Source organism: Serratia sp. NA_13 (assembly GCF_052691735.1).
The window spans coordinates 258,880-284,198 of the sequence record NZ_JBQZFV010000001.1; the positions used below are offsets into that span (position 1 = coordinate 258,880).

Here is a 25,319-nt window from a genome sequence, read left to right on the forward strand (position 1 = left end):
CCAATTTCATAACGCCACTACGGCCTCGATCTCCACGCTGACCTGCGGTGAGAACAGTGCGCTGACTGCGACCAGTGAGCAGGCCGGCAGTGCCCCATCAAAATAATCAAACAGCACCGGCCGTATGGCAGGCAGATCGCCGATATCGGTTAAAAATACCGTGATTTTAATCAGCGCCTTTAAATTCGTTCCCTCGTCGGCGGTGATGGTCGCCAACTGCTCCAGAATGGCCTGCGTCTGTTGTTGTGTGGCTTGCCCTTGCGCTTCGGTGGCAAATGCCGTCAGGCCGGAAATGTACAGCGTATCACCATGGCACACGGCATGGACATAGGGCCCGCCCGGCGTGGGCAACTGTGGATAATTAATGCGCTTTAATGATGTCATGGTAAAAACCCCGAGAGATTAATTAAAAAAATAAACAAACTTGGTTAGGATGGAGCGATGAACATCGGAAGTACGCTGGGATATATTGTTTTTTAATAATATCACTGACATTCAATTCTAACCGTGAAGGACGTTTCAGGGTAATGAATCAGGCCTTAATTCCCTATATGCAACGCTGGCAGTTGCAGCCCGACGGCCAGGCATTTGAAACTCACAGCAGCCTACTGATGCCGGTACGCTATCAGGGCACCGCGGCCATGTTGAAAATTGCCCGCGAACAGGAAGAAAAGTTCGGTGGGTTATTGATGTGCTGGTGGCAGGGCGAGGGGGCGGCACGCGTGCTGGCCTGGCACCAAGACGGCATTTTATTGGAGCGTGCGCAAGGCCGCCTCTCGTTGGCGCAGATGGTACGCGATGGCGAAGATCGACAGGCCACGGCGATTTTGTGCCAGGTGGTTGCCCGCCTGCATGCGCCGCGTGCCGAGCCTTTGCCGGAGCTTATTCCCCTGGAGCAGTGGTTCAATTCACTGTGGCCGGCGGCGCAGGCGCATGGCGGCATGTTGCGGCTCAGTGCCACCATCGCGGCTGAGCTACTGACCAGCCCACGCGAACAGACGGTGCTGCACGGCGACATTCACCATGACAACGTGCTGGACTTCGCTGAGCGCGGCTGGTTGGCGATCGATCCCAAACGTCTGTATGGCGAGCGTGCTTTCGATTACGCCAATATCTTCTGCAACCCCAACTACGGTATTGCCACCGATCCTGATATTTTCCTTTGCCGGGTCGATCAGGTCTGCCGGTTGGCCAGACTGGATCGCCAGCGGCTGCTGCGATGGATCCTCGCCTGGGCCGGATTGTCCGCAGCCTGGTTTATGGAAGACGGCGAGGCGGCGGATATCGACTTTCGCGTCGCGGAGCAGGCCGCACGCGCGTTAGGGCTTTCGCTACCGGAAGGGGATTCAGGGTTCATCCTGCCAATAATCGAGCGAGGCTGAAGGGCGTTGTATATAGCGCACCGGCTCACCATTTTCGCCCAAGGCCATCGCCTGAAACTTGCCGGAGTCCGGATATTCCACCAGTTCGGGTTGTTCGCGGGTACTGATGGAAAGGTATTTCAACGGCGCGTCCGATGTATTGATGATCTGATGCGGGTATTCCGGCCCCGGCGGGATAAAAATAACGTCACCGCTTTTGATTGGCAGCTGTTCCCCGGCAACCCGCAAGGTACCGCTTCCCTCCAGTACGATAAACATTTCCTCCTGCGCATAGTGGAAGTGATAGGGGCAGGAGCGCATGCCCGGCGCGACTATATCAATAGACGCACCCAGCTTGCCGGCTGCGGTGCCGGTACCCAAACGGGCACCAAGGCTGTCATACAGCGGCGGGCGGGAGTCGTGATTTTTTTCAGCCTGATCGAAATTACGGATCAGGCGCTGGGTTAGCAGCGCGGCTCGGTCATTCATGGCTACCCTCGTGACATTGTCACTTAATGGTTGATGAAGTCGATAGACAACCCGGCAACAGCAAGGTTTCCAGCCATTATCGAATCGCAGGTTCCTGAGGGTTATACCAACCCGGTCGGCGTTTCGGCTGTGGCCAGAACAGCGCAGCCTGACCTCCGCCTGGGATCTGCCACACCTCGCAGTCATAAATAGTGAAAGTGTCACCGAATTTGTCGACACGCAGGCCACGATACCCCTGTGCAATCCCTTGCTCAGTGACCTTATCCAGCAATTGTTGGCGTTCTGCGCGGTCTGCCGGAGAAGCGCTTAGGCGGGAGGGCAGCGCAATAAACTCCTCGAAGGAATAACCAAAGCACTGCTGTGCGCAGTGGTTGGCATAGATAAACACCGGATCGCCGCCGCCGGTGTGGGCCAGCAGGCTGTAGGGCGCTTGTTGATGCAGCCAGGACAAGCGTTCGCCGACTGCGGTCTGTGGGCCTGGCAATCCGTCCCCCGTCCAGTGGCGGTAGGCGGCGTCTATCTGTTGAATCAGGTCAATCTGCGCAGAAGATGGCATAGAAACTCCCTTAACGATCCCTGGAGGGCAACGTTCGTCCCTCTCTCAGTTAAGCAGAAGATCGCCAAAGGGGAAAAAATTACCGGTTGTAGCACGGTGCCGACTCAAACTCCCGAGCGGTTCGCGCGCTGCGGTAACGACAGGATGATATGGGCAATTGCGCCGCCAATAATCCCCCAAAAGGCAGAGCCGGCGCCGAGCAGCGTCACACCGGACGCGGTGATCAAAAAAGCGATCAGTGCGGCGTCACGTTGCTTTTCATCCTGCAATGCACGCTGCAGACTGCCGGCGATAGTGCCCAGCAGGGCCAGCCCGGCAATGGTGTGGATCAGGGCCACGGGCAAGGCGCTGAACAACATACCGATAACGCCGCCAAACAGGCCGGCCAGCAGATAAAACACCCCGGCGGCGACGGCAGCCATATAGCGGCGCTGTGGATTGGGATGCACGTCCGGCCCCATACAAATGGCGGCAGTAATGGCGGCAATACATACCGAGAACCCACCAAAAGGGGCCAGCAGCAGTGCGGTCAGCGCGGTCCAGCTAATCAGTGGCGAAGTGGGCACGTTGTAACCGGCCGCCTTTAGTGTGGCGATGCCAGGGGCGTTTTGTGACGCCATGGTGACAACAAAGAACGGTACGCCAATCCCCAGCAGTGTCGACCAGCTAAAATGCGGCGCAATAAATTCCGGCATGGCGAAAATTAACGGTTGTTGTGAAAGATGAATGTTGCCCTGCAGCGCCGCAATCGCCAGCCCGGCCAGCAGCGTCAGTATAATCGCATAACGCGCCAGATAACGCCGCGTCACCAGATACACGAGTCCCATTGCGGCGCTGAGTACGAAATTGACCTGTAGCGAGGCAAATGCATCCAGCCCAAAGCGCAGCAGGATCCCTGCCAACATCGCCGCCGAAATAGCCTGCGGAATATAATCCATCAGCCGGGCGAACAGCCCGGTCACGCCGCACAGCAGGATCAGCCCGGAGGCAAAGATAAATACGCCAATCGCTTCGTTAATCGGCGTGCCGGGCAGGCTGGTGACCAGCAGCGCTGCGCCGGGGGTCGACCAGGCGGCCAGAATCGGCGTGCGGTAATACAGCGAAAGCCCGAGCGAGGTAATGCCCATTCCCAGCCCCAAAATGCTCAGCCAGCCGCCAATCTGCAAGGGGGTAGCACCGGCAGCCGCAGCCGCCTGGAAGATAATGGCAGCAGAACTGGTATAGCCGACCAATACCGCAACAAACCCCGCCATAACGGCAGGCAGAGACAGATGACGCAGAGAGATGGCTGGGCGCATGGTACACTCCGGCAGAGTTTGTGCGTTATAACGCACGATAAGTGGCGAGCATAGCACCGTGCGTTATAGCGCACAAGTGGCTATAATCAGTCGCTATATCAGGGGAGAAAAACATGCAGGAACTGTCTGGCCATCTGGCACAAACGCTTCGTTCTCTACGCAGCCAGCGCGGCTGGAGTCTGGCGCAGGCGGCCGAAAACACTGGCGTCAGCAAGGCGATGCTGGGGCAGATCGAACGGGGGGAGTCAAGTCCGACGGTGGCGACCTTGTGGAGAATCGCCACTGGTTTTAACGTGGCTTTTTCCGCCTTTCTGGAGAGCTCGCCGTTGCAACAGCAAGCCACGCTACATCGCTATGACGATGCTCCGGTATTCAATCAAGGCAACGCCGACATGCGGGTGGTGCCGCTGTTTCCGTTCGACCGACAATTGGGCTTTGACATGTTTGTTATCGATCTGGCGCCGGGTGCGCTCAGCGAGTCTTCGGCCCATGAGCCGGGAGTGATTGAACACGTGATTGTCATCAGCGGTGAACTGGATCTGGCGGTTGACGGCCAATGGCGCCATCTGACCAGCGGTGAGGCGATGCGCTTTCAGGCCGACCGACCCCACGCCTACCGTAATAACAGTCAGCAGACTGTGCGCATTCACGATCTGATCCACTATCCTAAATTTTGACTCAACGGCATGGGCGCAGGCTTTGACTCGGCCTCGTCAAACGCCTACTTTATTGAAAATGATTCGTATTAACTGTCAAAGGGAGTTTGATTTTGCCCATCAACCACAGTAACCGCCGCCAATTTCTTAAACTCAGCGCACAAACCGCAGGAGCCGTATTCGCGATGACTTCATTACCTAACAGTATCCGCCTGGCGATGGCGGCAGAAGGCGGCGCCAGCGCCACCGATGAATTTTTATGGCTGGAAGAGTTGCAGGGCAAGGCCGTACAGGCGTGGATAAAACAGGAAAATCAGCGCACCACCGCGCGTTTCGCCCAGGGTGAAGGCTTCCTGCGGGTGGAAAAACAGGTGCTGGACATTCTCAATAAAGAGAGCCAAATTCCGTGGGTCGCCAAACGCGGCGATTACTATTACAACTTCTGGCAGGATCAAACCAATCCGCGTGGCTTATGGCGGCGCACCACGCTGCAGGAATACCGTAAAGCCAAGCCGGTTTGGGAAACGGTGCTGGATATTGACGCTCTGGGCAAGGCGGAGGGCAAAGACTGGGTATTCCACGGCTCGCAGTCGCTGGCACCGGAATACCGCTATTGCCTGCTGGAACTGTCGCCGGACGGCGGTGATGCCACCGAAATCCGTGAGTTTGATTTGGTCAGCAAACAGTTTGTCAAAGACGGCTTTGTTCTGCCGGTGGCGAAAAGCCAGGCCTCGTGGATTGATAAAAACACGCTGTTTATCGCCACTGATTTCGGCGCAGGCTCGATGACTCAGTCCGGCTATGCGCGCATTGCCAAACGCTGGCGGCGCGGTACACCGCTGAGTGCCGCTCAGACGCTGTATGAGGCGCAACCGCAGGATATGACGGTGTTTGCTTACCACGACCAGACGCCGGGATTTGCACGGAACTACGTGGGCCGCAGTCTGGACTTCTACCGCCGTGAAACCTATCTGCTGAATGAGCAAGACCAACAGATCAAAATCGATATTCCCGCCGATGCCGAGTTCAGCACGCACCGCGAGTGGATATTGATTAAACCGAGCAGCGACTGGGAAGTGGGCGGAACGCGCTATCCTTCGGGCTCACTGCTGGCGGCCCATTTCGACGACTATCTGGCGGGCAAGCGTGAGCTGACGGTGTTATTTGCCCCGACCGCACAGGCGGCGCTGAGCGGCTACAGTGGTACACGTGACCACCTGATCCTCAGCATCATGGACAACGTAGTCAACCGACTGGAAGTTCTGACACCACAGGGCAAAACCTGGCAGCGCAAGCCGCTGGGCAAACCGGGGGCGATCAACACCATTTCCGCCGGCGGCGTCGATGACGAAACCAATGACTATTTCCTGACCATCAGCGGATTCCTGCAACCGACTTCGCTGTATCTGGGCAATCTCGACGGCGGTGAAGCAGAACTGCTCAAGCAGGGGCCACAGGACTTTGACGCCAGCGGTTATCAGGTCAGCCAGCATTTCACCAAGTCTAAAGATGGCACGCGGGTGCCGTATTTCCAAATTTCAGCCAAGGGCATCAAGCTGGACGGCAGTAACCCAACCTTGCTGTATGGCTATGGCGGGTTCGAAGTGTCGCTATTGCCAGGGTACATGGGGGCTAAAGCACCGGCCTGGCTGGAACGCGGTGGGGTGTATGTGGTAGCGAATATTCGTGGCGGCGGCGAGTATGGCCCGGCCTGGCACCAGGCGGCGTTAAAGCAAAACCGGCATCGCGCCTATGAGGACTTTGCCGCAGTGGCGGAAGATTTGATTGCGCGAAAAGTGACGTCGTCACAACATCTGGGGGCGCGGGGTGGCAGTAACGGCGGCTTGCTGGTGGGCAATATGCTGACGTTGTACCCGCAGCTTTTCGGTTGCATCGTCTGTGAAGTGCCGTTACTGGATATGCAGCGCTATACCCAACTTTCTGCCGGTGCTTCCTGGATTGCCGAATACGGCGACCCGAGCAAGGCGGAAGAATGGGACTACATCAAAACCTTCTCGCCATATCACAATATCAAAGTTGGCGTGTCCTACCCGCCGGTGCTGTTCTACACCGCCACCAGTGACGATCGGGTCAACCCGTCGCACGCCCGTAAAATGGCGGCACGCATGCAGCAGATGGGGTATCCGCAGGCCTACTTCTATGAGAATACCGAAGGCGGGCACAGCGCCGCGGCGGACAAGAAACAGGCCGCATTCCACGGCGCACTGGTCAGTGAATTTATGTGGGTCAATCTGAACGCTAAACCAACAGCCTGATGACATAAAAAAGCCGGGGCAAATTAATGCCCCGGCTTAGGTTGCTGACAAAGCAGGAAAAAGCGTGGTTTTTCCTGCTTTGTGGTGAGCAGATGAAAATCAATAAATTGATTTTCCTGATTTTTATTTATCGGCCTCTACTCGCTCTGGGCAGGAATGAGGTTTGTCATCAGTCTGAGCCGGGGCTAATTAATACCCCGGATTTCTTTTACCTGTCTGAAACCTTTTCAGCAATCAGTTGGTGATAGCGGCCGCCTGAGCTTTCTTCTCGGTGTGTTCTGCGGTGTCCAGCGTCATGCGATACAGCTTCGGCGCGGTCAGCATCATCAGAATGGCGATGACGGCTGTGGCGATACCGATTTGCATAAACACGTGGCTGTAGATAGCCAGAGAAGCGTGCGCATCGTTGATGTTGGCAGGCACGGCAGTCAGGCCAGCGACCTTACCGGCAATCAGCGCGGCAGCGGCGGTGGTCAGGAACCAGGAGCCCATGATAAAGCCCATCAGGCGTTGCGGCACCAGCTGCGCGACCATGGCCAGACCCAGGCCGGAGATCATCAGTTCGCCGATACTCTGCAGCGCATAGCTCAGGATCAGCCAGTTAACCGAAACGATACCCTGTTCATTGGCGAAGCTGGCACCCAACGGCAACACCAGGAAGGCACCGGAGCACAGGATCATACCGAAGGCGAACTTGTGCGGCATCGGTAGACGGTCGCCCATCTTGTTATACAGGGCCGCCAGAATCGGGCTGGCCAGCATGATCCAGAATGGGTTCAGTGCCTGATACTGCTCAGGTTCGAACGCCAGACCCAGGATATTGTGCTCAACGTTATGGATAGCGAAGAAATTCAACGAAGTTGGCATCTGGGCGTACAGCACGAAGAACACTACCGCTTCCAGCATCAGCAGGAAGGCAACGATCATCTTGCGGCGTGCTGCACCGTGCAGGGCAAAGGCTTCTTTAGTGAATACGATCACGATACCGATGGAGATCAGCGCCAGCGCCCAGCGGGCAACCACCTGGTTGTGCAGCAGCCAGCTTGAAATGGCGACCAGCGCAACCACGCCAACCAGCACCATAAGCAGTTTCTGCAGGTGCAACGGTTTAAAATCAGGCTTGGAACCGTGGTTCTTCACCCACTTTTGACACACCATAAAGTTGACCAGGGTGATCAGCATACCCACTACGCTCAGTGAGAACGCGACGCTCCAGCCATATTTCGCTGCCAGCCACGGGGTGGCCAACATGGACAGGAAAGAACCGATGTTGACGGACATATAGTACATGGTAAATGCACCGTCCAAACGCGGATCGTCTTTCTCATAGCAGGTTGACAGCAGGGAGGATGGGTTGGCTTTGAACAGGCCGCTACCCACGGCGATGGTCGCCATACCCAGATACACCCAGAAAATCTCATGGCCGGAGTAGGCCACCATGGCATAGCCGACGGCCAGCACCAGCGCACCCAGCACGATCACGCGCTTGGAGCCCAGCACTTTGTCCCCAAGCCAGCCGCCGATGGCAACGAAGCCATACACCAGCGCACTGAAGGAGGAGAACAGGGTAATAGAATCGGCTTCACTCAGACCCAGCATCTTGACCAGATAAACCGCCATGATGCCTTGCAGGCCGTAATAACCAAAACGTTCCCAGAGTTCGATGGAGAAGATCAGGTAAAACGCTTTAGGCTGTTTGAAAGCGTTGAGACTCACGCTTTCAGGATGTTCGCTGTTGTTGTTTGCAGTTGACACTGGTACCTCTGATTTTTCACTGCCCCGACTCAGAAAGACGGGAAATTGCAAAAGGTGATGCAGGACTGCATCCTTCCGCGTTGTTATAGGATGGGATGGCGGCGGTTAATGTTCACTATCTTTGTCAACGAGGCAAGACGTTTTTCATATCCCGTTACATATCGCGCTCACGAACTGAAACAACCATGTTGAAAATGTTATTCAGCATTAACTTTCGACTTTATTTACTTTGCCGAGTTTTTATTTTGATTAAAAGCTATACGGAATTTATATAGTGATATATTCTGCTATATTGTCTTTTTGTGGTTTATATTAATAGGTGATTTGGATAATCCATTGGAATGTTGTGCATATGGCGGCCTTTGTAAAATTTTAGAAATTTTGGAAAACGGCTCTTACGGTTGGACGACAATGTGATCGTCAAAACGTGAGACTTGCCGCAATTTTTAACTAATTTTTCGCTTGAAAATAAGCGGGGAGTGAGTTTTTCACTAAAATCCGTGGAAACACCAAGGTTACTGCTGCTTGATATCACATTTCCGATAAAAACCAGGTCAGCGGCGGGGGCTGAAAGGGGCGATGGGTGTGCCCCTCGAGATCAGGCGTCGGGATAAACTTTCTCTTTAAACTCGCACAGGTCTTCAAGCATGCAGGAGCCGCAGCGGGGTTTTCGTGCGATGCAGGTATAGCGTCCGTGCAGGATCAACCAGTGGTGGCAATCAACCTTGAATTCGGCCGGCACCACCTTCAGCAGCTTCTCTTCAACCAGATCGACATTTTTGCCCGGCGCGAAATTAGTGCGGTTACAAACGCGGAAGATATGGGTATCGACGGCAATGGTCGGCCAGCCAAAGGCGGTATTGAGCACCACGTTGGCGGTTTTGCGGCCAACGCCGGGCAGGGCCTCCAGCGCCGCACGATCTTCCGGTACCTCGCCGCCGTGCAATTCCAGCAGCATGCGGCAGGTTTTGATCACATTTTCGGCCTTGCTGTTAAACAGGCCGATGGTCTTGATGTAGCCTTTAACGCCGTCGACCCCCAGAGCCAGCATGGCGGCCGGCGTATTGGCCACCGGATAAAGCTTGGCGGTGGCCTTGTTGACGCTGACGTCGGTCGCCTGCGCGGACAGCAGCACGGCAATCAGCAGCTCAAACGGCGTTGTGTATACCAGCTCGGTGGTCGGGTGTGGATCGTTGTCGCGTAGTCGGGTAAGAATTTCCAGCCGTTTCTGCTTATTCATTACGCTTTCTCTGCCTGTCCTTGTCCCTGAGTCGGTTCGGCCAGTAATGCCTTGGCCGTGCGCGCCTTCATCCTTTCGTCAATCAGGTATTTTACTGCCAACAACAGGCCCAGACCAATAAAGGCTCCCGGTGGCAGCATCGCCAGCAGGAAAGGGCTGTCGAAGTGAACCACTTCAATCCGCAGTACCTTGGCCCAACTGCCCAGCAGCATATCGGCACCGTCGAACAGGGTTCCGTTACCCAGCAGCTCACGCATCGCACCCAGCGTCACCATCACGCCGGTAGCGCCCAGGCCAATCGCCAGCCCGTCCAGTGCGGACAGACCGACCGGTTTTTTAGAGGCTACCGCTTCGGCGCGGCCGACTACGATACAGTTGGTGACGATCAGCGGGATAAAGATCCCCAACGACTGGTACAGGCCGAAGGCATAGGCGTTGATCAGCATTTGCACAATGCTCACCGCCGCAGCGATGATCATTACGTAAATCGGGATACGGACTTCATTCGGTACCCAGCGGCGTACGGCGGATATTGAGGTGTTGGTCAGTATCAGTACCAGCGTGGTCGCCAGCCCCAGCCCGAGGGCGTTGGTGACGGTAGAAGTCACGGCCAGCAGCGGACACATCCCCAGCAATTGCACCAGCGCGGAGTTGTTTTTCCACAGCCCCTGGACAATCAGATCTTTGGCTTCACTCATTCGCTGGCTCCACAGGCAGGTAAGCTATCAAGTTTAGGCGGCAGCGTTTCCATATACAACGCCGTGCGCCGAACGGCGTTGACCACCGCACGCGGCGTGATGGTGGCCCCGGTGAACTGATCGAACATACCGCCGTCTTTCTTCACCGCCCAACGTTTATCGTCCGGGCCGTCAATTTTTTTGCCGCTGAAAAACGAAATCCAGTTCGAAATACGCAATTCGATTTTATCGCCGAGGCCTGGGGTTTCATGGTGTGCTACCACCCGGGTACCCAGCACGTTACCGCTGAAATCGGCACCGACCAGCAATTGAATGGCACCGGAATAGCCGTCCGGCGCGGTGGTTTCCAGTGCAGCAGCGGTGGGTTGGCCATTTTTACGCGCCAGATACAGACGATGTGGCGCATCGTTGCCCAACGCCGGGTTGCTGACCAGAAAACACTCGGTCTGCATATTGTTGTCGTAATGTTCTGGTGACACCACCTGATCAAGCAACGCTTTTTGCTGCAGCGCTGCCTGGTGGGCGATGGTGTTCTGCGTCAGGCTGTGTACCACCGCAGTCAGGCCGGTGGTCACTGCGGCAAACACCGCCAACGTGGTGCCATGCTTTCTCATTGAATTTAGCATCATGGCTCCTTAGCGATGGCCGTACACGCGAGGCTGCGTGTAGTGGTCGATCAGTGGGACGGTAATGTTGGCCAGCAACACCGCAAAGGCTACGCCGTCCGGATAGCCGCCGTAAACGCGAATTAGCCACACCAGCACGCCCACCAAGGCGCCGTAAATCAGGCGGCCTTTTGGCGTGGTAGAGGCGCTGACCGGATCGGTGGCGATAAAGAACGCGCCCAGCATGCTGGCACCGGAGAACAGGTGGATCAGCGGCGAGGCCTGTTGCGCCGGGTCAATCCACCAGGCCACGCCGGAACACAGGGCGATGGCCGCCAGCATGCTGAAGGGGATCTGCCAGTGGATCAGGCGACGCCCCAGCATAAACAGGCCACCGGCCAGGAAACTGAGATTAACCCATTGCCAGCCGATACCGGCCAATGCGCCACCGAACAGCGGCTGTTGCAGAACCTGCTCAACGCTATGACCGCTGCGCAGGCCGGTTTTGAAGCCGTCCAGCGGGGTGGCCTGGCTGATGCCGTCAATCCCCATTTGCAGTTCATGGATGGTGGCACCTTGCGTCGTGTGGCCGCTGAAAATAGCAAACAGGGTATCCTGGAATGACAGTGCGGTAGCCCGCAGTTCATCCGGCGGTAACCAACTGGTCATCTGCACCGGGAAGGCGATCAACAACACCACATAACCCACCATGGCCGGATTGAACGGGTTCTGCCCGAGGCCGCCATACAGCTGTTTGGCAATAACGATGGCGAAGAAGGTGCCGATGACAATCATCCACCAGGGGGCCAGCGGTGGCAGACTGATGCCCAGCAACAGGGCGGTCAGCAGGGCCGAGTTATCCGCCAGGCGGGTGCGCACCGGTAATTTGCGCAGGGAAAGGATGATGCCTTCAGCCAGCAGGGCGACGATCATCGCCAGTGCAGTCTGGACTAGCGTGCCATAGCCAAAAAACCATACCTGCGCAGCGATACCGGGAATGCAGGCCAGCATCACCCACAGCATGATACGGCTGGTGTTCTGCTGGTTATGGGTGAAGGGGGAGCTGGCGATGTGCAAGCCTTTGGTGGCTGTGGGTTGTACCGGCCTGAACTTCATAGAATAACTATACCTATCTTTGCCGGACATCGGCAGGTTCAACGCGCCTCTCGGCGGAGACGCAGGAAAAATTATAGCGCTGCATTCTACCTGAATCACCCTGAGGGTAATACGTCTTAATTGTAGGGCTATTGGCCTTTTAGCACTGGATGTACTCCGAAATTTCTCCGGCCTATGGCGCGATCGGATTTTTCTTGGTTAAATAATCGGGCTAGATTGGTAGCGCAACAGCGAAACTGTCGGCATGAATGGGCGGTGACAGGCTATAACCTTATGGTTGACATGGTCTTTTTGGTTCGTTTTTTCGCACAAAATAACAACTTTCACATAATCTATGTGGGTTATTATGTCGAGTATTGTTGAGTTAGTGAATGCAAATTAATGACAAATGAAGATGTATTTTTTATTGAAGAGCTAATTGAGTGGGTTGAGATACATCTGGAGAAACGGCCAAACCTGGACGAAGTCGCGCGCATTTCCGGCTACTCCAAATGGCACCTGCAACGCAAGTTCAAACGCATCACCGGAATTCAGCTCGCCACCTATATCCGTTCACGCATTCTGACGCGTGCCGCAGTGGCTTTGCGTATTACTCATCGCTCTATTATCGATATATCAGACGAACTGGGTTTCGACTCGCAGCAAACCTTTACTCGCATGTTCAAACAGCGTTTTGAAACCACGCCCAATCGTTACCGTTCGATGGAACGCTGGGATGTGAAGAATCTGATGCCACGTTTCAGTTTTGATGCCAACTTTGCAGCCGACTTCTATCCCGAAGTGAAGCGCCTGACGTTGCCGGATATGCAGTTGGTGGGATACTCGCGCCAGCTGGATTTTACTGGAGAGAACGGTATCGAACATTCGTCCTGTATGGCGATGAAGGATGAGATTTTTACTGATTTCTTCCGTGGATTAAGTGTGGAGTGCCGCCGGGTGTACAGCATCCATTCCGTCCATAATCGGGGGGAGAATGAGTGTTCGGCTAATCATATCATGGCGGTGGAGCCTGAGAACAAAAAGGATATTCTGTCAGGCTACCAGATCGACAATATTCCTCTTGCCGGGCGCGAATATATCTCTATCAACCATCAGGGAAGCGCCATGGAGTGTACGAAATTCTTCGCTTATCTGATCACCCACGTGATGCCAGGGTTGCGCCATGAGGTGAAGGGCAGTGTGGAGATGGAAATTATTCAAGCCAAGGAATGGAATCAGGACTCGAAGATGCGTCAGATTGACGTTGATTATACCTATTTGATTTCTATTGATTAGTAGGTTGCGTCCCTCAATGATGCGTGGCACCGTCGCAGACCCAAAAGCCCGTAATCAAGGCGGAGGGTGCAGGGCATAGTGGGCCTATGTTCAAGCCTGACAACGCGGAGTACGGGCTTTTGGGGCGCGACCCGAAGGGCTGGGCCATTTGAACGCGCACCTGTGTTACGAGCCGCTTATTTGGCCCACCAAACCTCACGACTCGCGCCTTGCTGCGCGCTCAAATGACCTCCAGCGGTGCTCACGTATCATTGAGGGGCACAACCTGTGGCACCTTGCGTCCTGCAAGGCACTTTTCGTTGTCACGCTTTATCCGTATCCGTCGTGGTCAGATTTTGCGCCGCTCTTTTAGCTTTGGCGCGGGCAATGGCGGCTGCGACTGCGGCCTTGCGCGGATCTTCTTCCGTCACCATTGCCAGCGATTCGGCCGGAGTTTCCACCGCTACGGCCTGCTGGGCCGCTTTCTTGGCTTTGGCGCGGGCAATGGCGGCTGCCACCGCGGCCTTGCGCGGATCTTCTTCCGTCACTACTGCTGGCGATTCGACCGGCGTTTCCACCGCTACGGCCTGCTGGGCCGCTTTCTTGGCTTTGGCGCGGGCAATGGCGGCTGCCACCGCGGCCTTGCGCGGATCTTCTTCCGCCACCACTGCTGGCGATTCGACCGGCTCTTCCACCGCTGCGGCCTGCTGTGCGGCTTTCTTGGCTTTGGCGCGGGCAATAGCGGCGGCAACGGCGGCCTTGCGCGGATCCTCTTCTGTCACTGCGGCTGACGGCTCGGTCGGGGTTTCATCCGTCGTGGTCTGCCGTGCCGCTTTCTTGGCTTTGACTCGCGCCAGTGCGGCGGCAACCGCCGCCTTGCGTGGATCTCGATCTTCAGTAGCCGATGCCGTTACCGGTGCTACAGCAGTTTCCTGCTGGGCACGGCGTTCACGAGCCTGTGCTTTACGGGCTTCGCGTGCTGCGATCATCTCGCTGTTGTCCGGTGCGTCGCCGCTGATGGTGCCGGTCGCCGGTACCGCATTTTTACTGCGAACTCGCGCCAGGGCAGCCTGAACCGCATCCTGGTCGTCATCGGTCAGTTTGACTGCCGCTTTCTTATGGCGCTCTTCGCGCGCCAGTTTTTCCCGTTCCAGACGCGCCAGTTTGGCTTCGTAACGCGCCTTGGCTTCAGCCGTGCGTGCCGCTTCCAGATCGATAGCTTTGATCTCGGCCTTTTCCTGGCGGTAGTACTGTACCAGCGGAATATTGCTCGGGCAGACAAAGGCGCAGGCACCACATTCAATGCAGTCGAACAGATTATGATTGCGGGCCTTTTCGTGTTCTTCGCCGCGGCTGAACCAGTAAAGTTGCTGTGGTAACAGGCCCGCCGGGCAGGCGTCAACGCACAGTCCACAGCGAATACAGGACTGCTCCGGCTCTTGTGGTGCCATTTCGCTGACCGAGGGGGCCAGAATACAGTTGCTGATCTTGACGATGGGGACATGGAGCGCGGGCAGGGTAAAGCCCATCAGCGGGCCGCCCATCACTACCATTTGCTGAGCCTGAGGCTGGAAACCAGCAAATTTCAACAGGTGCTGTACCGGTGTACCTATGCGCGCCCACAGGTTGCCCGGTTGGCTTAGTGCCTCGCCGGTCAGGGTCACCACGCGTTCAATCAGCGGTTCGCCGTCGACAATCGCACGTTTAATGGCAAAGGCCGTCCCGACGTTCTGCATCAGCACGCCAATCGCGGAGGAGTGCTTGCCGTGCGGCACCTCTTTGCCAAGCAGTATTTTGGTGAGTTGTTTGGCGCCGCCAGAAGGGTATTTGGTTGGGATCACCCGCAGGGCAATACCGGGCTGATCGCGCAGCGCCAGTTTCAACGCGGCGATCGCTTCGGGTTTATTGTCCTCAATGCCGATCAGCGTGACCTTGGGTTGCAGCAGATGGCGTAAGATCTGCGAGCCTTCAATCACTTGATTGGCATGTTCCTGCATCAAACGGTCATCGGCAGTGATATAAGGCTCGCACTCTGCGGCGTTGAGGATCAGGGTTTCCACCCCGTTCATACCGCCCTGCAGCTTGCTGGCGGTCGGGAAACCGGCGCCGCCCAGCCCGGCGATGCCGGCCTGATGAATACGTTGGAGCAACTCGCTGGTGGTCAGTTGACGGTAGTCGGCTACCGGCGCACGCTCGCACCAGCGGTCTTCACCGTCAGGCTGAATAATCACGCACAGTTCTGCCAGCCCTGAAGGGTGAGCGGTGATATGTGGTGTGATGGCGCAGATGGTGCCGGAGGTCGGTGCGTGCACCGGTACGGTACGGCCTCGGCCGACGGTCAGCGGCTGGCCTTTCAGCACGGTATCGCCGACCTTGACGCACAGTTCACCTTCCGGCCCCAGATGCTGTTGCAACGGGATAATAAATTTATCCGGCAGCGGGGCGGTACGCAGCGGTACACCGCTGGACTGGGTCTTCATTTCCGGTGGATGGATCCCGCCGTCGAAATCCCAAATCCGGTCTTTTTTGAAGGCGGCGAACAGATTAAGCATGTTGCTCCACGTGGATCACTTGCACCGGTATCGTCTTCATGTCCCACTTCCAGTTGGCGGTAGTGGTGGCGACCGGTCTCATTTCAATACAGTCGGTAGGGCACGGCGCAACGCACAGGTCGCAGCCGGTACAAAGATCGGTAATCACGGTGTGCATGGCGCGGGTAGCGCCGACGATGGCGTCAACCGGACAGGCCTGAATGCACTTGGTGCAGCCGATGCAGTTGGCTTCGTCAATGTAGGCCACCTGGCGCACCGGTTCGGCGGCGGTTTCGCTGCCGAGCGGCTGCGGTTCGACGTTGAGCAATTCAGCCAGTTTCAGCATCACCTGCTCGCCACCCGGCGCGCATTTGTTAATCATCTCACCGTTGGCGACGGCTTCGGCATAAGGACGGCAACCGGGGTAACCGCACTGGCCGCACTGGCTCTGTGGCAAGATCTCATCGACCTGTTCGGCTACCGGATCTTCTTCCACTTCAAAGCGGCGAGCAGCATAGCCCAGCACAAGACCGAACAGCAGGCCAAGGGCGCTTAACGCAGCAATCGCAATCCATAACGCGGTCATTAGAATTTCACCAGCCCGGTAAAGCCCATAAAGGCCAGCGACATCAGCCCGGCGGTGATCAGCGCGATGGAAGAGCCTCGGAAGGGCGCAGGCACATCGGCAACCGCCAGACGTTCACGAATGGCGGCAAACAGCACCATCACCAGTGAGAAGCCCGCGGCGGCGCTGAAGCCGTACACCGCAGACTGTAGGAAGTTGTAGCCGAGGTTGACGTTAAGCAGTGCGACGCCGAGGACCGCACAGTTGGTGGTGATCAGCGGCAGGAAAATGCCCAGCAGGCGATACAGTGCCGGGCTGGTTTTGCGTACCACCATCTCGGTAAATTGCACCACCACGGCGATCACCAGAATAAATGACAGCGTGCGAAGATATACCAGATCCAACGGAACCAGGATAAAGGTGTTAATCACCCAGGCGCTGACCGAGGCCAACGTCATAACAAAAGTGGTGGCCATCCCCATGCCAATGGCGCTTTCCAGCTTTTTGGAAACGCCGAGGAACGGGCACAGGCCAAGAAACTTCACCAGGACGAAGTTATTCACCAGTACGGTGCCGACAAACAGGAGCAGGTATTCGGTCATTGCGATGCCTAAAAAAATAAAAGCCGCCTATTATCGGGAATTGGCGGCTTGATCACAACATAGGGAAAGCAGGGTTATTGCCCTTTTCGCCCATTTTTGGCGAATATTTACACAATCATCCGCACAAAACGTGCCACAGGAGGGCTTAGCTCTCGGTAAATGTGCCTTTGACGCGCTTGGAACGCTTCATATAGGGCACCAGCAATGCCGCCATCAACAGTGGCCAACCCAGACTGCGTACCGCCAATTCATCCGGCACCGGTGCAAAGGCAAAGGCTTTCACCGCCAGCAATACGGTAATCAGCAGCCACAACAGGAACAATTTGGGGAACCGCTGCGAACGATGACAGAACAGTAATAGCAGCCACAGGGTAAAGCACCACATCAATAGGGTGGTCAGCACCGAGAAATACCACTGCATGCTAAACGCCTGGGCGTTGGTGAGCAGATATTCGCGCGATTCCGGCACGAAAATCGCCATGCCATACAGGAGCAGCATCAGACTGGCGCTAAGCAGGGTGACAATCAGATAGGCCATCGGGGCCAGCAACCAACCGCCGATACGGGTGTAATCAGCTTGAGACATAAACGGCTTCCTGGGTAATACATGATCCAACGTGACAGCCGCCTAGCTTAGCGGGTAATGCGGGCTTCGTCATCAATATCAAGTTATACCCTGCATACTTGAAGCTGCCTCTTTGTTGGCTTCCTGCGCTTACCCCGGTCACGTACTACTTGTACGCCCTCGGGGATGCGCTTAGTTGCCGCCGCGATGCAGCCCCAATTATTTTGGGTATACCCTGCATACTTGAAGCTGCCTCTTTGTTGGCTTCCTGCGCTTACCCCGGTCACGTACTACTTGTACGCTCTCGGGGATGCGCTTAGTTGCCGCCGCAATGCAGCCCCAATTATTTTGGGTATAGATGTCAGGAAAGCGTTTGGCTACCGGCAGGCGATTTTTGCCACCGGTAGCCGGGCGATTAACGGCGGTTGAGTTGATAGTAGGCTTCGTTCCAGCGCAGTTCGTTTTTGAACGCCGGCAGGGTGGTGTCTTGGTCAATCAGCAAGAACTCGATGTTATGCATTTCGGCATACAGCCGCAGCATATCGGCGTCCAGCGCCTGGGAGAACACCGTATGGTGGGCGCCGCCCGCCAGGATCCAGGCTTCGGCGGCGGTCGCCAGCGTGGGTTGGGCCCGCCAGATGGCGCGCGCTACCGGCAGTTTTGGCAGCGGGTGCGGTTGTTCCACGGTGTCCACCTGATTGACCAGCAGGCGGAAGCGATCGCCCATGTCGATCAGGCTGGCGTTGACCGCCGGGCCGGCCGGAGTCGAGAAAATCAGCCGTGCCGGATCGGCCTTGCCGCCAATACCGAGCGGTTGGATATCCAACAGCGGTTTGGCTTCTTTGGCGATCGACGGGCAGACTTCCAGCATATGCGAGCCGACCACCAGATCGTTCCCAGGCTGGAAGTGATAGGTGTAATCCTCCATAAACGAGGTGCCGCCGTGTAACCCATCGGCCATCACTTTAAGGATTCGCAGCAGCGCGGCGGTTTTCCAGTCGCCTTCGCCGCCAAAGCCGTAGCCCTGCTGCATCAGACGTTGTACCGCCAGCCCCGGCAACTGTTTCATGCCGTGCAAGTCTTCAAAGTTGGTAGTGAAAGCCTGGAAGTTGCCCTGTTCGAGGAAGCGTTTCATGCCCAGCTCGATGCGCGCCGCGTCAGTCAGGTTTTCGCGTTTTGCGCCGTTGAGTTTGGCCGCATCGCTCAGCACATAACTGGCCTCATACTCTTCAATCTGCGTATCGACATCGCCACGGCTGACTTCGTTAATGACGCTGACCAAATCGCCAATACCATAGGCATTGACCGAGTAACCAAACTGGATCTGCGCGCCGACTTTGTCGCCATCGGTCACCGCCACCTCACGCATGTTGTCGCCAAAACGGGCCACTTTCAGCTGTTGGCTGGCTTGTTTGGCGTTGGCGACACGCATCCACTGGCCAATGCGCCGGTGTGCATCGGGATCCTGCCAGTGACCGGCAATCACACTGTGCTGCTGGCGCATACGGGCGCCGATAAAGCCGAACTCACGGCCACCGTGGGCGGTTTGGTTGAGGTTCATAAAGTCCATATCCATACTGTCCCAGGGCACCTGGGCGTTGAACTGGGTATGGAACTGCAACAGCGGCTTATGCAGCACGGACAGACCGGCGATCCACATTTTGGCCGGTGAGAAGGTGTGTAGCCAGGCCAGGATGCCAATACACTGCGGCTGATAGTTGGCGTCACGGCACAGGGCGGTGATTTCATCCGGCGTGGTGACCAGCGGTTTCAGCACCAGTTTTACCGGTAAGCCGGCTTCGCGGTTGAGACTTTCCACCACTTGTTCGGCGTGTGCCCTGACCTGTTGCAGGGTTTGCGGGCCGTACAGGTGCTGGCTGCCGATGGCAAACCAGACTTCGCGCTGCTTGAATGCGTCCATTAAAAACTCCTGAATTGTGTATTGGGACTCGACTTACTGAACTGTTGATTGAAACGGGTACCCAAAAATAATTGGGGCTGCATCGCGGCGGTAACTAAGCGCATCCCCGAGGGCGTACAAGTCGTACGTGACCGGGGTAAGCGCAGGAAGCCAACAAAGAGGCAGCTTCAAATATGCAGGGTATAGCGTGGCTCGGCGGCCTGGCACCATTGTTGATAGCGTTGATAAAGTTGTTGGTAGTGAGCGACGCGCTGCGGATCGGGCTGCAAGGTACGTTCGATGCCGCAGGCCATCTGGCGCTGGGCTTCGGGCACGCTGGTGAAACGGCCGGCGGCGACGGCGGCGAAGATGGCAGCACCCAGCGCGCAGCACTGATCGGAGGCCACAATTTGCAGCGGTCGGTTCATCACGTCGGCGCAGACCTGCATAATTGCCGGAGATTTGCGCGCAATGCCACCCAGGGCCAGTAAGTTATCGACCGGAATATCCTGCTGTTCAAAACATTCCATAATGGCGCGAGCGCCAAAGGCGGTGGCGGCGATAAAGCCGCCGAACAGTGTTGGTGCATCGGTGCCGAGGTTCAGATCGGCGATCACGCCTTTCAACCGCTGATTGGCGTACGGGGTCCGACGGCCGTTAAACCAGTCCAGTACCACCGGCAAATGATCCAGCGACGGGTTTTCCACCCAGGCATCGGTCAGCGCCGCCAGCAGACCGGTTTCAATCTTTTGTAGCTGCGGTTGCAGTTCAGGCTGGTTTTTTGCCGCTGCATGCAACGGCCAGCTCAGCAGGCGGCTGAACCAAGCGTACATATCGCCAAAGGCTGACTGCCCGGCCTCCATGCCGATCATCCCCGGCACAACGCTGCCATCGACCTGACCGCAGATACCTTCGATGGCGCGGCCGTCTACTCGCTGGCGATCGGCAATCAGAATGTCGCAGGTGGAGGTGCCGATCACCTTCACCAGGGTATAGGGCTGGGCACCGGCACCGACGGCCCCCATATGGCAGTCGAAGGCTCCGCCGGACAGCACCACCGTGGTGGGTAGCCCGAGGCGTGCCGCCCATTCGGCGCTCAGGGTGCCTACCGGCAGATCAGCGGTATGGCAATCATCAAACAGCGGCCAGGGCAGGTGTTCAACCAGCAGAGGATCGAGTGCGGCAAAAAAGGCTTTGGGCGGTAGGCCACCCCAGTCCGGGTGCCACAGCGTTTTGTGGCCGACGCTACAGCGCCCGCGTTTTAACTGATGTGGCGCGGTGGTCGCGGACAACAGCGCCGGTACCCAGTCACACAGTTCAACCCAGGAGGCGGCGGCCTGACGTACTTCGGCGTCCTGGCGTGTGACGTGCAGGATCTTGGCCCAGAACCACTCAGAGGAATAAACGCCGCCGATATAGCGCGAATAATCGGGAAACTCGCCGCTGCGACAGAGCCGATTGATGGCGTCAGCCTCTTCAATGGCGGTGTGATCTTTCCACAAAACAAACATGGCGTTGGGGTTATCGGCAAACTCCGGACGCAGTGCCAGCACCTGACCCTGACTGTCGATGGGTGCCGGTGTGGAACCGGTGGAGTCAACGCCAATGCCAATCACCTGCAGCCGCTGTTGCGGGGGCATGCGCTGCACCAGAGTGACGATCGCCTGTTCCATGGCTTCTATATAGTCGAGCGGATGGTGGCGGAAACGGTTCTCCGCCGCGTTGCAGAATTCGCCGCGCTGCCAGCGAGGGTAATAAACCACTTCGGTATCGAGTTCCGCGCCGTTATGGCAATCGACCGCCAGCACCCGCACCGAGTCGCTGCCGAAGTCCAATCCCAGGGCAATAGCACCTGCCGTCATGATGTTGACTCCTGATGTGTTAATACGCTGTGACAACCATAGGAGCCGAAGCGCTGGGCAGGTGAGGAGCCGTTAGCTGGAAGTATGCACTTTTCTGCTTCCCGCAGTGGTTTTGTGACGGCTGTCATAAGTTATCGCTTGGCGAAATTCGCTAAATATATGCACATATCTGCTGTATTCCACGGATGTGATAGCGCTCTACATTTCAGTAACAAATACCCGCTAAAACTTAAGCCGTCTTACTCCTGTTGTGGGTGAATATCGCGAGATAAGCGACGTGCCGACAGCAGACACTCTAATGATAACGTTTTCATGGCGAGCGGCTTTTGTCGCCACGGAGAACAAACTAGCGGAGAGCATCATGCATAAATTCACTAAGGCGCTGGTGACACTGAGTCTGGCGGCCGTTATGTCACATTCAGCTATCGCCGAGACCATGAAGCTGGGTTTTTTGGTCAAGCAGCCGGAGGAACCCTGGTTCCAGACCGAGTGGAAGTTTGCCGACAAGGCCGGTAAAGACCTCGGTTTTGAAGTGATAAAAATCGCCGTGCCGGACGGAGAGAAAACTCTCAATGCCATCGACAGCCTGGCGGCCAGCGGGGCCAAGGGGTTTGTTATCTGTACGCCAGATCCGAAACTCGGCTCGGCGATTGTCGCCAAGGCGCGTAGTTACAACCTGAAAGTGATTGCGGTGGATGACCAGTTTGTGACCGCCAAGGGCAAACCTATGGACAGCGTTCCGTTAGTGATGATGGCCGCCACCAAAATCGGTGAGCGCCAGGGGCAGGAATTGTGGAAAGAGCAGAATAAGCGTGGTTGGAAATTGGCGGATACCGCGGTAATGGCGATCACCGCCGATGAGCTGGACACCGCGCGTCGTCGCACCGGCGGTTCGATCGCCGCGCTGAAGGCGGCCGGCTTCCCGGAGAAACAAATTTATCGCGTACCGACCAAATCCAACGATATCCCAGGGGCGTTTGACGCTGCCAACTCAATGCTGGTGCAGCATCCTGAAGTGAAAAACTGGCTGATTGTCGGCATGAACGACAACACCGTGCTGGGGGGCGTGCGCGCCACCGAAGGCCAGGGCTTCAAAGCGCCGAACGTGATCGGCATCGGCATCAACGGGGTGGATGCGGTCAGCGAGCTGTCCAAGGCACAGGCCACCGGTTTCTACGGTTCGCTGCTGCCAAGCCCGGATATTCACGGTTACAAGAGTATCCAGATGCTGCATGACTGGGTCGAAAAGGGCGTAGAGCCACAAAAGTTCACCGAAGTGACCGACGTGGTGCTGATCACCCGCGACAACTTTAAAACCGAACTGCAGAAAAAAGGCCTGATGTAATAAGCGAGCCGCCCACAGCACTCTGTCGGGCGGCATTTTTGACTGCAGGAGGAGCACACCATGACCGCCGCATTGCCGTATTTGGCGTTTAAAGGCATAGGTAAAACCTTTCCGGGCGTGAAGGCGCTGGATGACATCAGCTTTAGCTGTCAGGCCGGGCAGATCCACGCGCTGATGGGGGAAAACGGTGCCGGGAAATCCACGCTGCTGAAAATTCTCAGTGGCAATTACGCGCCGACCCAGGGGGAAATTCAGTTGCAGGGGCGGCCGGTGCAGTTCGCCAACACCACCGATGCGTTGAATGCCGGGGTGGCGATTATCTATCAGGAACTGCATCTGGTGCCGGAAATGACGGTGGCGGAGAACATTTATCTCGGCCAGTTGCCGACCAAACGTGGGCTGGTGGACAGAAAACTGCTGCGCTACGAATCCCGCTTGCAGCTCCAACACCTCGGTTTGGATATTGATCCGGATACGCCGCTGAAATATTTGTCGATAGGCCAGTGGCAAATGGTGGAAATCGCCAAGGCGCTGGCGCGCAACGCCAAGGTGATCGCCTTTGACGAACCCACCAGTTCGCTGTCGGCCAGAGAGATTGAACAACTGTTTCGGGTGATCCGGGAATTACGTGCCGAAGGGCGGGTGATCCTGTACGTCTCGCACCGTATGGAAGAAATTTTTGCCCTCAGCGACGCCATTACCGTGTTTAAAGATGGCCGCTACGTGCGCACCTTTGACGATATGCAGCAGGTGGATAACGCGCAGTTGGTGCAGGCGATGGTCGGGCGCGATTTGGGCGACGTCTATGGCTACCAGCCACGCGAGCTGGGGCCGGTGCGGCTGGAGCTCAAGGGGCTGAAAGCGCCGGGCGTCAAAACGGCGATCGACCTGAGGGTGCGGGCCGGAGAGATCGTCGGGCTTTTCGGCCTGGTGGGGGCCGGGCGCAGCGAACTGATGAAGGGGGTTTTTGGCGCCACTCGGGTCAGTGCCGGCCAGTTGATGCTGGATGGACAGGCGATCGCCATTGGTTCACCGATTGACGCGATCCGTGCCGGTATCATGCTGTGCCCGGAAGATCGCAAGGCGGACGGCATCATCCCGGTGCACTCGGTACGTGACAACATCAACATCAGCGCACGGCGTAATAGCCTCCGCGCCGGTTGCCTAATCAACAAGGGGTGGGAGGCCAGTAATGCCGATCATCATATTCGTGCATTGAATATCAAAACGCCTGGCCCTGAGCAGTTGATTATGCATTTGTCCGGCGGCAATCAGCAGAAGGCCATCCTGGGCCGCTGGCTGTCGGAAGAGATGAAAGTGATTCTGCTCGATGAACCCACACGCGGCATTGACGTCGGTGCCAAGCATGAAATTTACCACGTCATTTACCAACTGGCGCAGCGCGGCATTGCGGTGCTGTTCGCCTCCAGTGACCTGCCAGAGGTGTTGGGGCTGGCTGACCGTATCCTGGTGATGCGTGAAGGCGCACTGTCTGGCGAATTACTGCATGACGAGGCCAGCGAGGAAAAAGCCCTTAGCCTGGCGATGCTACGTACCCCCGATATAGCCCCTGATGCCGCTGCGGCGGTGGCCTGATTGTGAAGGAGAAAGAGATGTCGACCATAACGACCCATTCGGTGAAAAAACGTAACGGCCTGGGGCTGGCGCGAATTTGGGACAGCTACGGCATGCTGGTGGTATTTGCGGTTCTTTTTTTAGCCTGCGCGCTGTTTGTGCCCAACTTTGGTTCCTTTATCAATATGAAAGGGCTGGGGCTGGCGATTTCGATGTCCGGCATGGTGGCCTGTGGCATGCTGTTCTGTCTGGCCTCCGGTGACTTTGACCTGTCGGTCGCCTCGGTGATTGCCTGCGCCGGGGTCACCACCGCGGTGGTGATCAACATGACCGAAAGCCTGTGGATCGGCGTGGCCGCCGGCCTGTTACTGGGCGTGGTCTCCGGGTTGATTAACGGCTTCGTTATCGCCAGGCTGAAAATCAACGCGCTGATCACTACCCTGGCCACCATGCAGATTTTCCGCGGGCTGGCCTACATTATCTCCGACGGTAAAGCGGTGGGCATTGAGGACGAACGCTTCTTCACCCTGGGTTACGCCAACTGGCTGGGGTTGCCGGCCCCGATCTGGATCACCGTTGCCTGTCTGATCCTGTTTGGCTTCCTGCTCAACAAGACCACCTTTGGCCGCAATACACTGGCGATTGGCGGTAACGAAGAGGCCGCACGGCTGGCCGGGGTGCCGGTTGTACGCACCAAAATCGTGATCTTTATGCTGTCCGGGCTGGTGTCCGCCGCCGCCGGTATCATTCTGGCTTCGCGCATGACCAGTGGCCAACCGATGACCTCAATTGGCTATGAGCTGATCGTGATTTCCGCCTGCGTGCTGGGTGGCGTGTCACTGAAAGGCGGTATCGGTAAAATTTCCTACGTTATCGCCGGTATTCTGATCCTCGGCACGGTGGAGAACGCCATGAACCTGTTGAATATCTCGCCGTTCTCGCAGTATGTGGTGCGCGGCGTGATCTTGCTGGCGGCGGTGATTTTCGACCGTTACAAACAGCAGGCCAAGCGCATCGTTTAAATTGCCAACCCTGTTCACAGTTCTGTTATCGGCCCGGGCAGTTATCCG

The 25,319-nt window shown here is 56.7% G+C and carries 22 protein-coding genes; 7 read left to right on the forward strand and 15 right to left on the reverse strand.

What is annotated here, in order from left to right; all coding sequences use genetic code 11:
* Positions 1 to 6: 6 nt before the first annotated feature.
* A complete protein-coding gene (locus ACUTSU_RS01230; RefSeq protein ID WP_445651118.1) occupies positions 7 to 384 on the reverse strand; it encodes a RidA family protein in 378 nt (125 codons plus the stop codon).
* Positions 385 to 527: 143 nt separating this feature from the next.
* Between ACUTSU_RS01230 and ACUTSU_RS01235 the strand changes: the two genes are divergently transcribed.
* Positions 528 to 1,382: an aminoglycoside phosphotransferase family protein gene (locus ACUTSU_RS01235; RefSeq protein WP_445653659.1), complete on the forward strand. Its 855-nt coding sequence runs from the start codon at positions 528 to 530 to the stop codon at positions 1,380 to 1,382.
* On the opposite strand, the gene ACUTSU_RS01240 is transcribed toward ACUTSU_RS01235, so the two are convergent.
* The 3 genes from ACUTSU_RS01240 to ACUTSU_RS01250 form a co-directional block, all read right to left on the reverse strand.
* On the reverse strand, positions 1,347 to 1,850 hold the full coding sequence (locus tag ACUTSU_RS01240) for a cupin domain-containing protein (RefSeq protein ID WP_445651120.1): 504 nt from the start codon (positions 1,848 to 1,850) through the stop codon (positions 1,347 to 1,349). The two genes, ACUTSU_RS01235 and ACUTSU_RS01240, sit on opposite strands and share 36 nt — an antisense overlap.
* Before the next feature lie 76 nt (positions 1,851 to 1,926).
* Positions 1,927 to 2,406 carry an MEKHLA domain-containing protein gene (locus ACUTSU_RS01245; RefSeq protein WP_445651121.1) on the reverse strand — a complete coding sequence of 160 codons (480 nt, stop codon included), beginning with the start codon at positions 2,404 to 2,406 and terminating at the stop codon, positions 1,927 to 1,929.
* Positions 2,407 to 2,510: 104 nt separating this feature from the next.
* Positions 2,511 to 3,704: a benzoate/H(+) symporter BenE family transporter gene (locus tag ACUTSU_RS01250; protein WP_445653660.1), complete on the reverse strand. Its 1,194-nt coding sequence runs from the start codon at positions 3,702 to 3,704 to the stop codon at positions 2,511 to 2,513.
* Between the two features lie 113 nt (positions 3,705 to 3,817).
* Between ACUTSU_RS01250 and ACUTSU_RS01255 the strand changes: the two genes are divergently transcribed.
* Together ACUTSU_RS01255 and ACUTSU_RS01260 are read left to right on the forward strand one after the other, a co-directional pair.
* Positions 3,818 to 4,381, forward strand: a complete 564-nt coding sequence (locus tag ACUTSU_RS01255) for a helix-turn-helix domain-containing protein (RefSeq protein ID WP_445653661.1) — start codon at positions 3,818 to 3,820, stop codon at positions 4,379 to 4,381.
* A 164-nt stretch (positions 4,382 to 4,545) separates the two neighbouring features.
* The gene (locus ACUTSU_RS01260) at positions 4,546 to 6,636 is read left to right on the forward strand and encodes a prolyl oligopeptidase family serine peptidase (RefSeq protein ID WP_445651124.1); all 2,091 of its coding nucleotides are present in this window, start codon (positions 4,546 to 4,548) and stop codon (positions 6,634 to 6,636) included.
* A 234-nt stretch (positions 6,637 to 6,870) separates the two neighbouring features.
* On the opposite strand, the gene dtpA is transcribed toward ACUTSU_RS01260, so the two are convergent.
* The 5 genes from dtpA to rsxD form a co-directional block, all read right to left on the reverse strand.
* The gene (dtpA, locus tag ACUTSU_RS01265) at positions 6,871 to 8,391 is read right to left on the reverse strand and encodes a dipeptide/tripeptide permease DtpA (RefSeq protein ID WP_445651125.1); all 1,521 of its coding nucleotides are present in this window, start codon (positions 8,389 to 8,391) and stop codon (positions 6,871 to 6,873) included.
* A gap of 598 nt (positions 8,392 to 8,989) precedes the next feature.
* Complete coding sequence (nth, locus tag ACUTSU_RS01270; RefSeq protein ID WP_445651126.1) at positions 8,990 to 9,631, reverse strand: endonuclease III; 642 nt, start codon at positions 9,629 to 9,631, stop codon at positions 8,990 to 8,992.
* The gene (locus ACUTSU_RS01275; protein ID WP_017892693.1) at positions 9,631 to 10,329 is read right to left on the reverse strand and encodes an electron transport complex subunit E; all 699 of its coding nucleotides are present in this window, start codon (positions 10,327 to 10,329) and stop codon (positions 9,631 to 9,633) included. The genes nth and ACUTSU_RS01275 overlap by 1 nt, the downstream gene beginning before the upstream one ends.
* Entirely contained in the window at positions 10,326 to 10,955 is a 630-nt protein-coding gene (gene rsxG / locus ACUTSU_RS01280; protein ID WP_445653770.1) for an electron transport complex subunit RsxG, read from the reverse strand. The genes ACUTSU_RS01275 and rsxG overlap by 4 nt, the downstream gene beginning before the upstream one ends.
* A gap of 9 nt (positions 10,956 to 10,964) precedes the next feature.
* On the reverse strand, positions 10,965 to 12,050 hold the full coding sequence (gene rsxD / locus ACUTSU_RS01285; protein ID WP_445651128.1) for an electron transport complex subunit RsxD: 1,086 nt from the start codon (positions 12,048 to 12,050) through the stop codon (positions 10,965 to 10,967).
* Between the two features lie 381 nt (positions 12,051 to 12,431).
* Between rsxD and ACUTSU_RS01290 the strand changes: the two genes are divergently transcribed.
* Positions 12,432 to 13,325: a helix-turn-helix domain-containing protein gene (locus ACUTSU_RS01290; RefSeq protein ID WP_445651129.1), complete on the forward strand. Its 894-nt coding sequence runs from the start codon at positions 12,432 to 12,434 to the stop codon at positions 13,323 to 13,325.
* Positions 13,326 to 13,627: 302 nt separating this feature from the next.
* On the opposite strand, the gene rsxC is transcribed toward ACUTSU_RS01290, so the two are convergent.
* From rsxC to ACUTSU_RS01320, 6 genes are all read right to left on the reverse strand, one after another.
* Positions 13,628 to 15,856 carry an electron transport complex subunit RsxC gene (rsxC, locus tag ACUTSU_RS01295; RefSeq protein WP_445653662.1) on the reverse strand — a complete coding sequence of 743 codons (2,229 nt, stop codon included), beginning with the start codon at positions 15,854 to 15,856 and terminating at the stop codon, positions 13,628 to 13,630.
* The gene (gene rsxB / locus ACUTSU_RS01300; RefSeq protein ID WP_445653663.1) at positions 15,849 to 16,421 is read right to left on the reverse strand and encodes an electron transport complex subunit RsxB; all 573 of its coding nucleotides are present in this window, start codon (positions 16,419 to 16,421) and stop codon (positions 15,849 to 15,851) included. Before rsxB ends, rsxC begins: the two co-directional genes overlap by 8 nt.
* Positions 16,421 to 17,002, reverse strand: coding sequence for an electron transport complex subunit RsxA (rsxA, locus tag ACUTSU_RS01305; RefSeq protein ID WP_004938443.1), 582 nt, complete (start codon positions 17,000 to 17,002; stop codon positions 16,421 to 16,423). The genes rsxB and rsxA overlap by 1 nt, the downstream gene beginning before the upstream one ends.
* A 145-nt stretch (positions 17,003 to 17,147) precedes the next feature.
* Positions 17,148 to 17,588, reverse strand: a complete 441-nt coding sequence (locus ACUTSU_RS01310; protein WP_445651131.1) for a DUF2569 domain-containing protein — start codon at positions 17,586 to 17,588, stop codon at positions 17,148 to 17,150.
* A 394-nt stretch (positions 17,589 to 17,982) separates the two neighbouring features.
* Positions 17,983 to 19,488, reverse strand: a complete 1,506-nt coding sequence (araA, locus tag ACUTSU_RS01315) for an L-arabinose isomerase (protein WP_445653664.1) — start codon at positions 19,486 to 19,488, stop codon at positions 17,983 to 17,985.
* Between the two features lie 167 nt (positions 19,489 to 19,655).
* The gene (locus ACUTSU_RS01320; RefSeq protein ID WP_445653665.1) at positions 19,656 to 21,329 is read right to left on the reverse strand and encodes a ribulokinase; all 1,674 of its coding nucleotides are present in this window, start codon (positions 21,327 to 21,329) and stop codon (positions 19,656 to 19,658) included.
* A 361-nt stretch (positions 21,330 to 21,690) separates the two neighbouring features.
* Here ACUTSU_RS01320 and ACUTSU_RS01325 point away from each other — a divergent pair, with 361 nt between their 5' ends.
* The 3 genes from ACUTSU_RS01325 to araH are packed head-to-tail and all read left to right on the forward strand — an operon-like array spanning position 21,691 to position 25,271.
* Positions 21,691 to 22,674 carry an arabinose ABC transporter substrate-binding protein gene (locus ACUTSU_RS01325; protein WP_261430446.1) on the forward strand — a complete coding sequence of 328 codons (984 nt, stop codon included), beginning with the start codon at positions 21,691 to 21,693 and terminating at the stop codon, positions 22,672 to 22,674.
* A gap of 60 nt (positions 22,675 to 22,734) precedes the next feature.
* A complete protein-coding gene (gene araG, locus ACUTSU_RS01330; protein WP_445651134.1) occupies positions 22,735 to 24,270 on the forward strand; it encodes an L-arabinose ABC transporter ATP-binding protein AraG in 1,536 nt (511 codons plus the stop codon).
* A 17-nt stretch (positions 24,271 to 24,287) separates the two neighbouring features.
* On the forward strand, positions 24,288 to 25,271 hold the full coding sequence (gene araH / locus ACUTSU_RS01335; protein ID WP_445651135.1) for an L-arabinose ABC transporter permease AraH: 984 nt from the start codon (positions 24,288 to 24,290) through the stop codon (positions 25,269 to 25,271).
* Positions 25,272 to 25,319 lie beyond the last annotated feature (48 nt).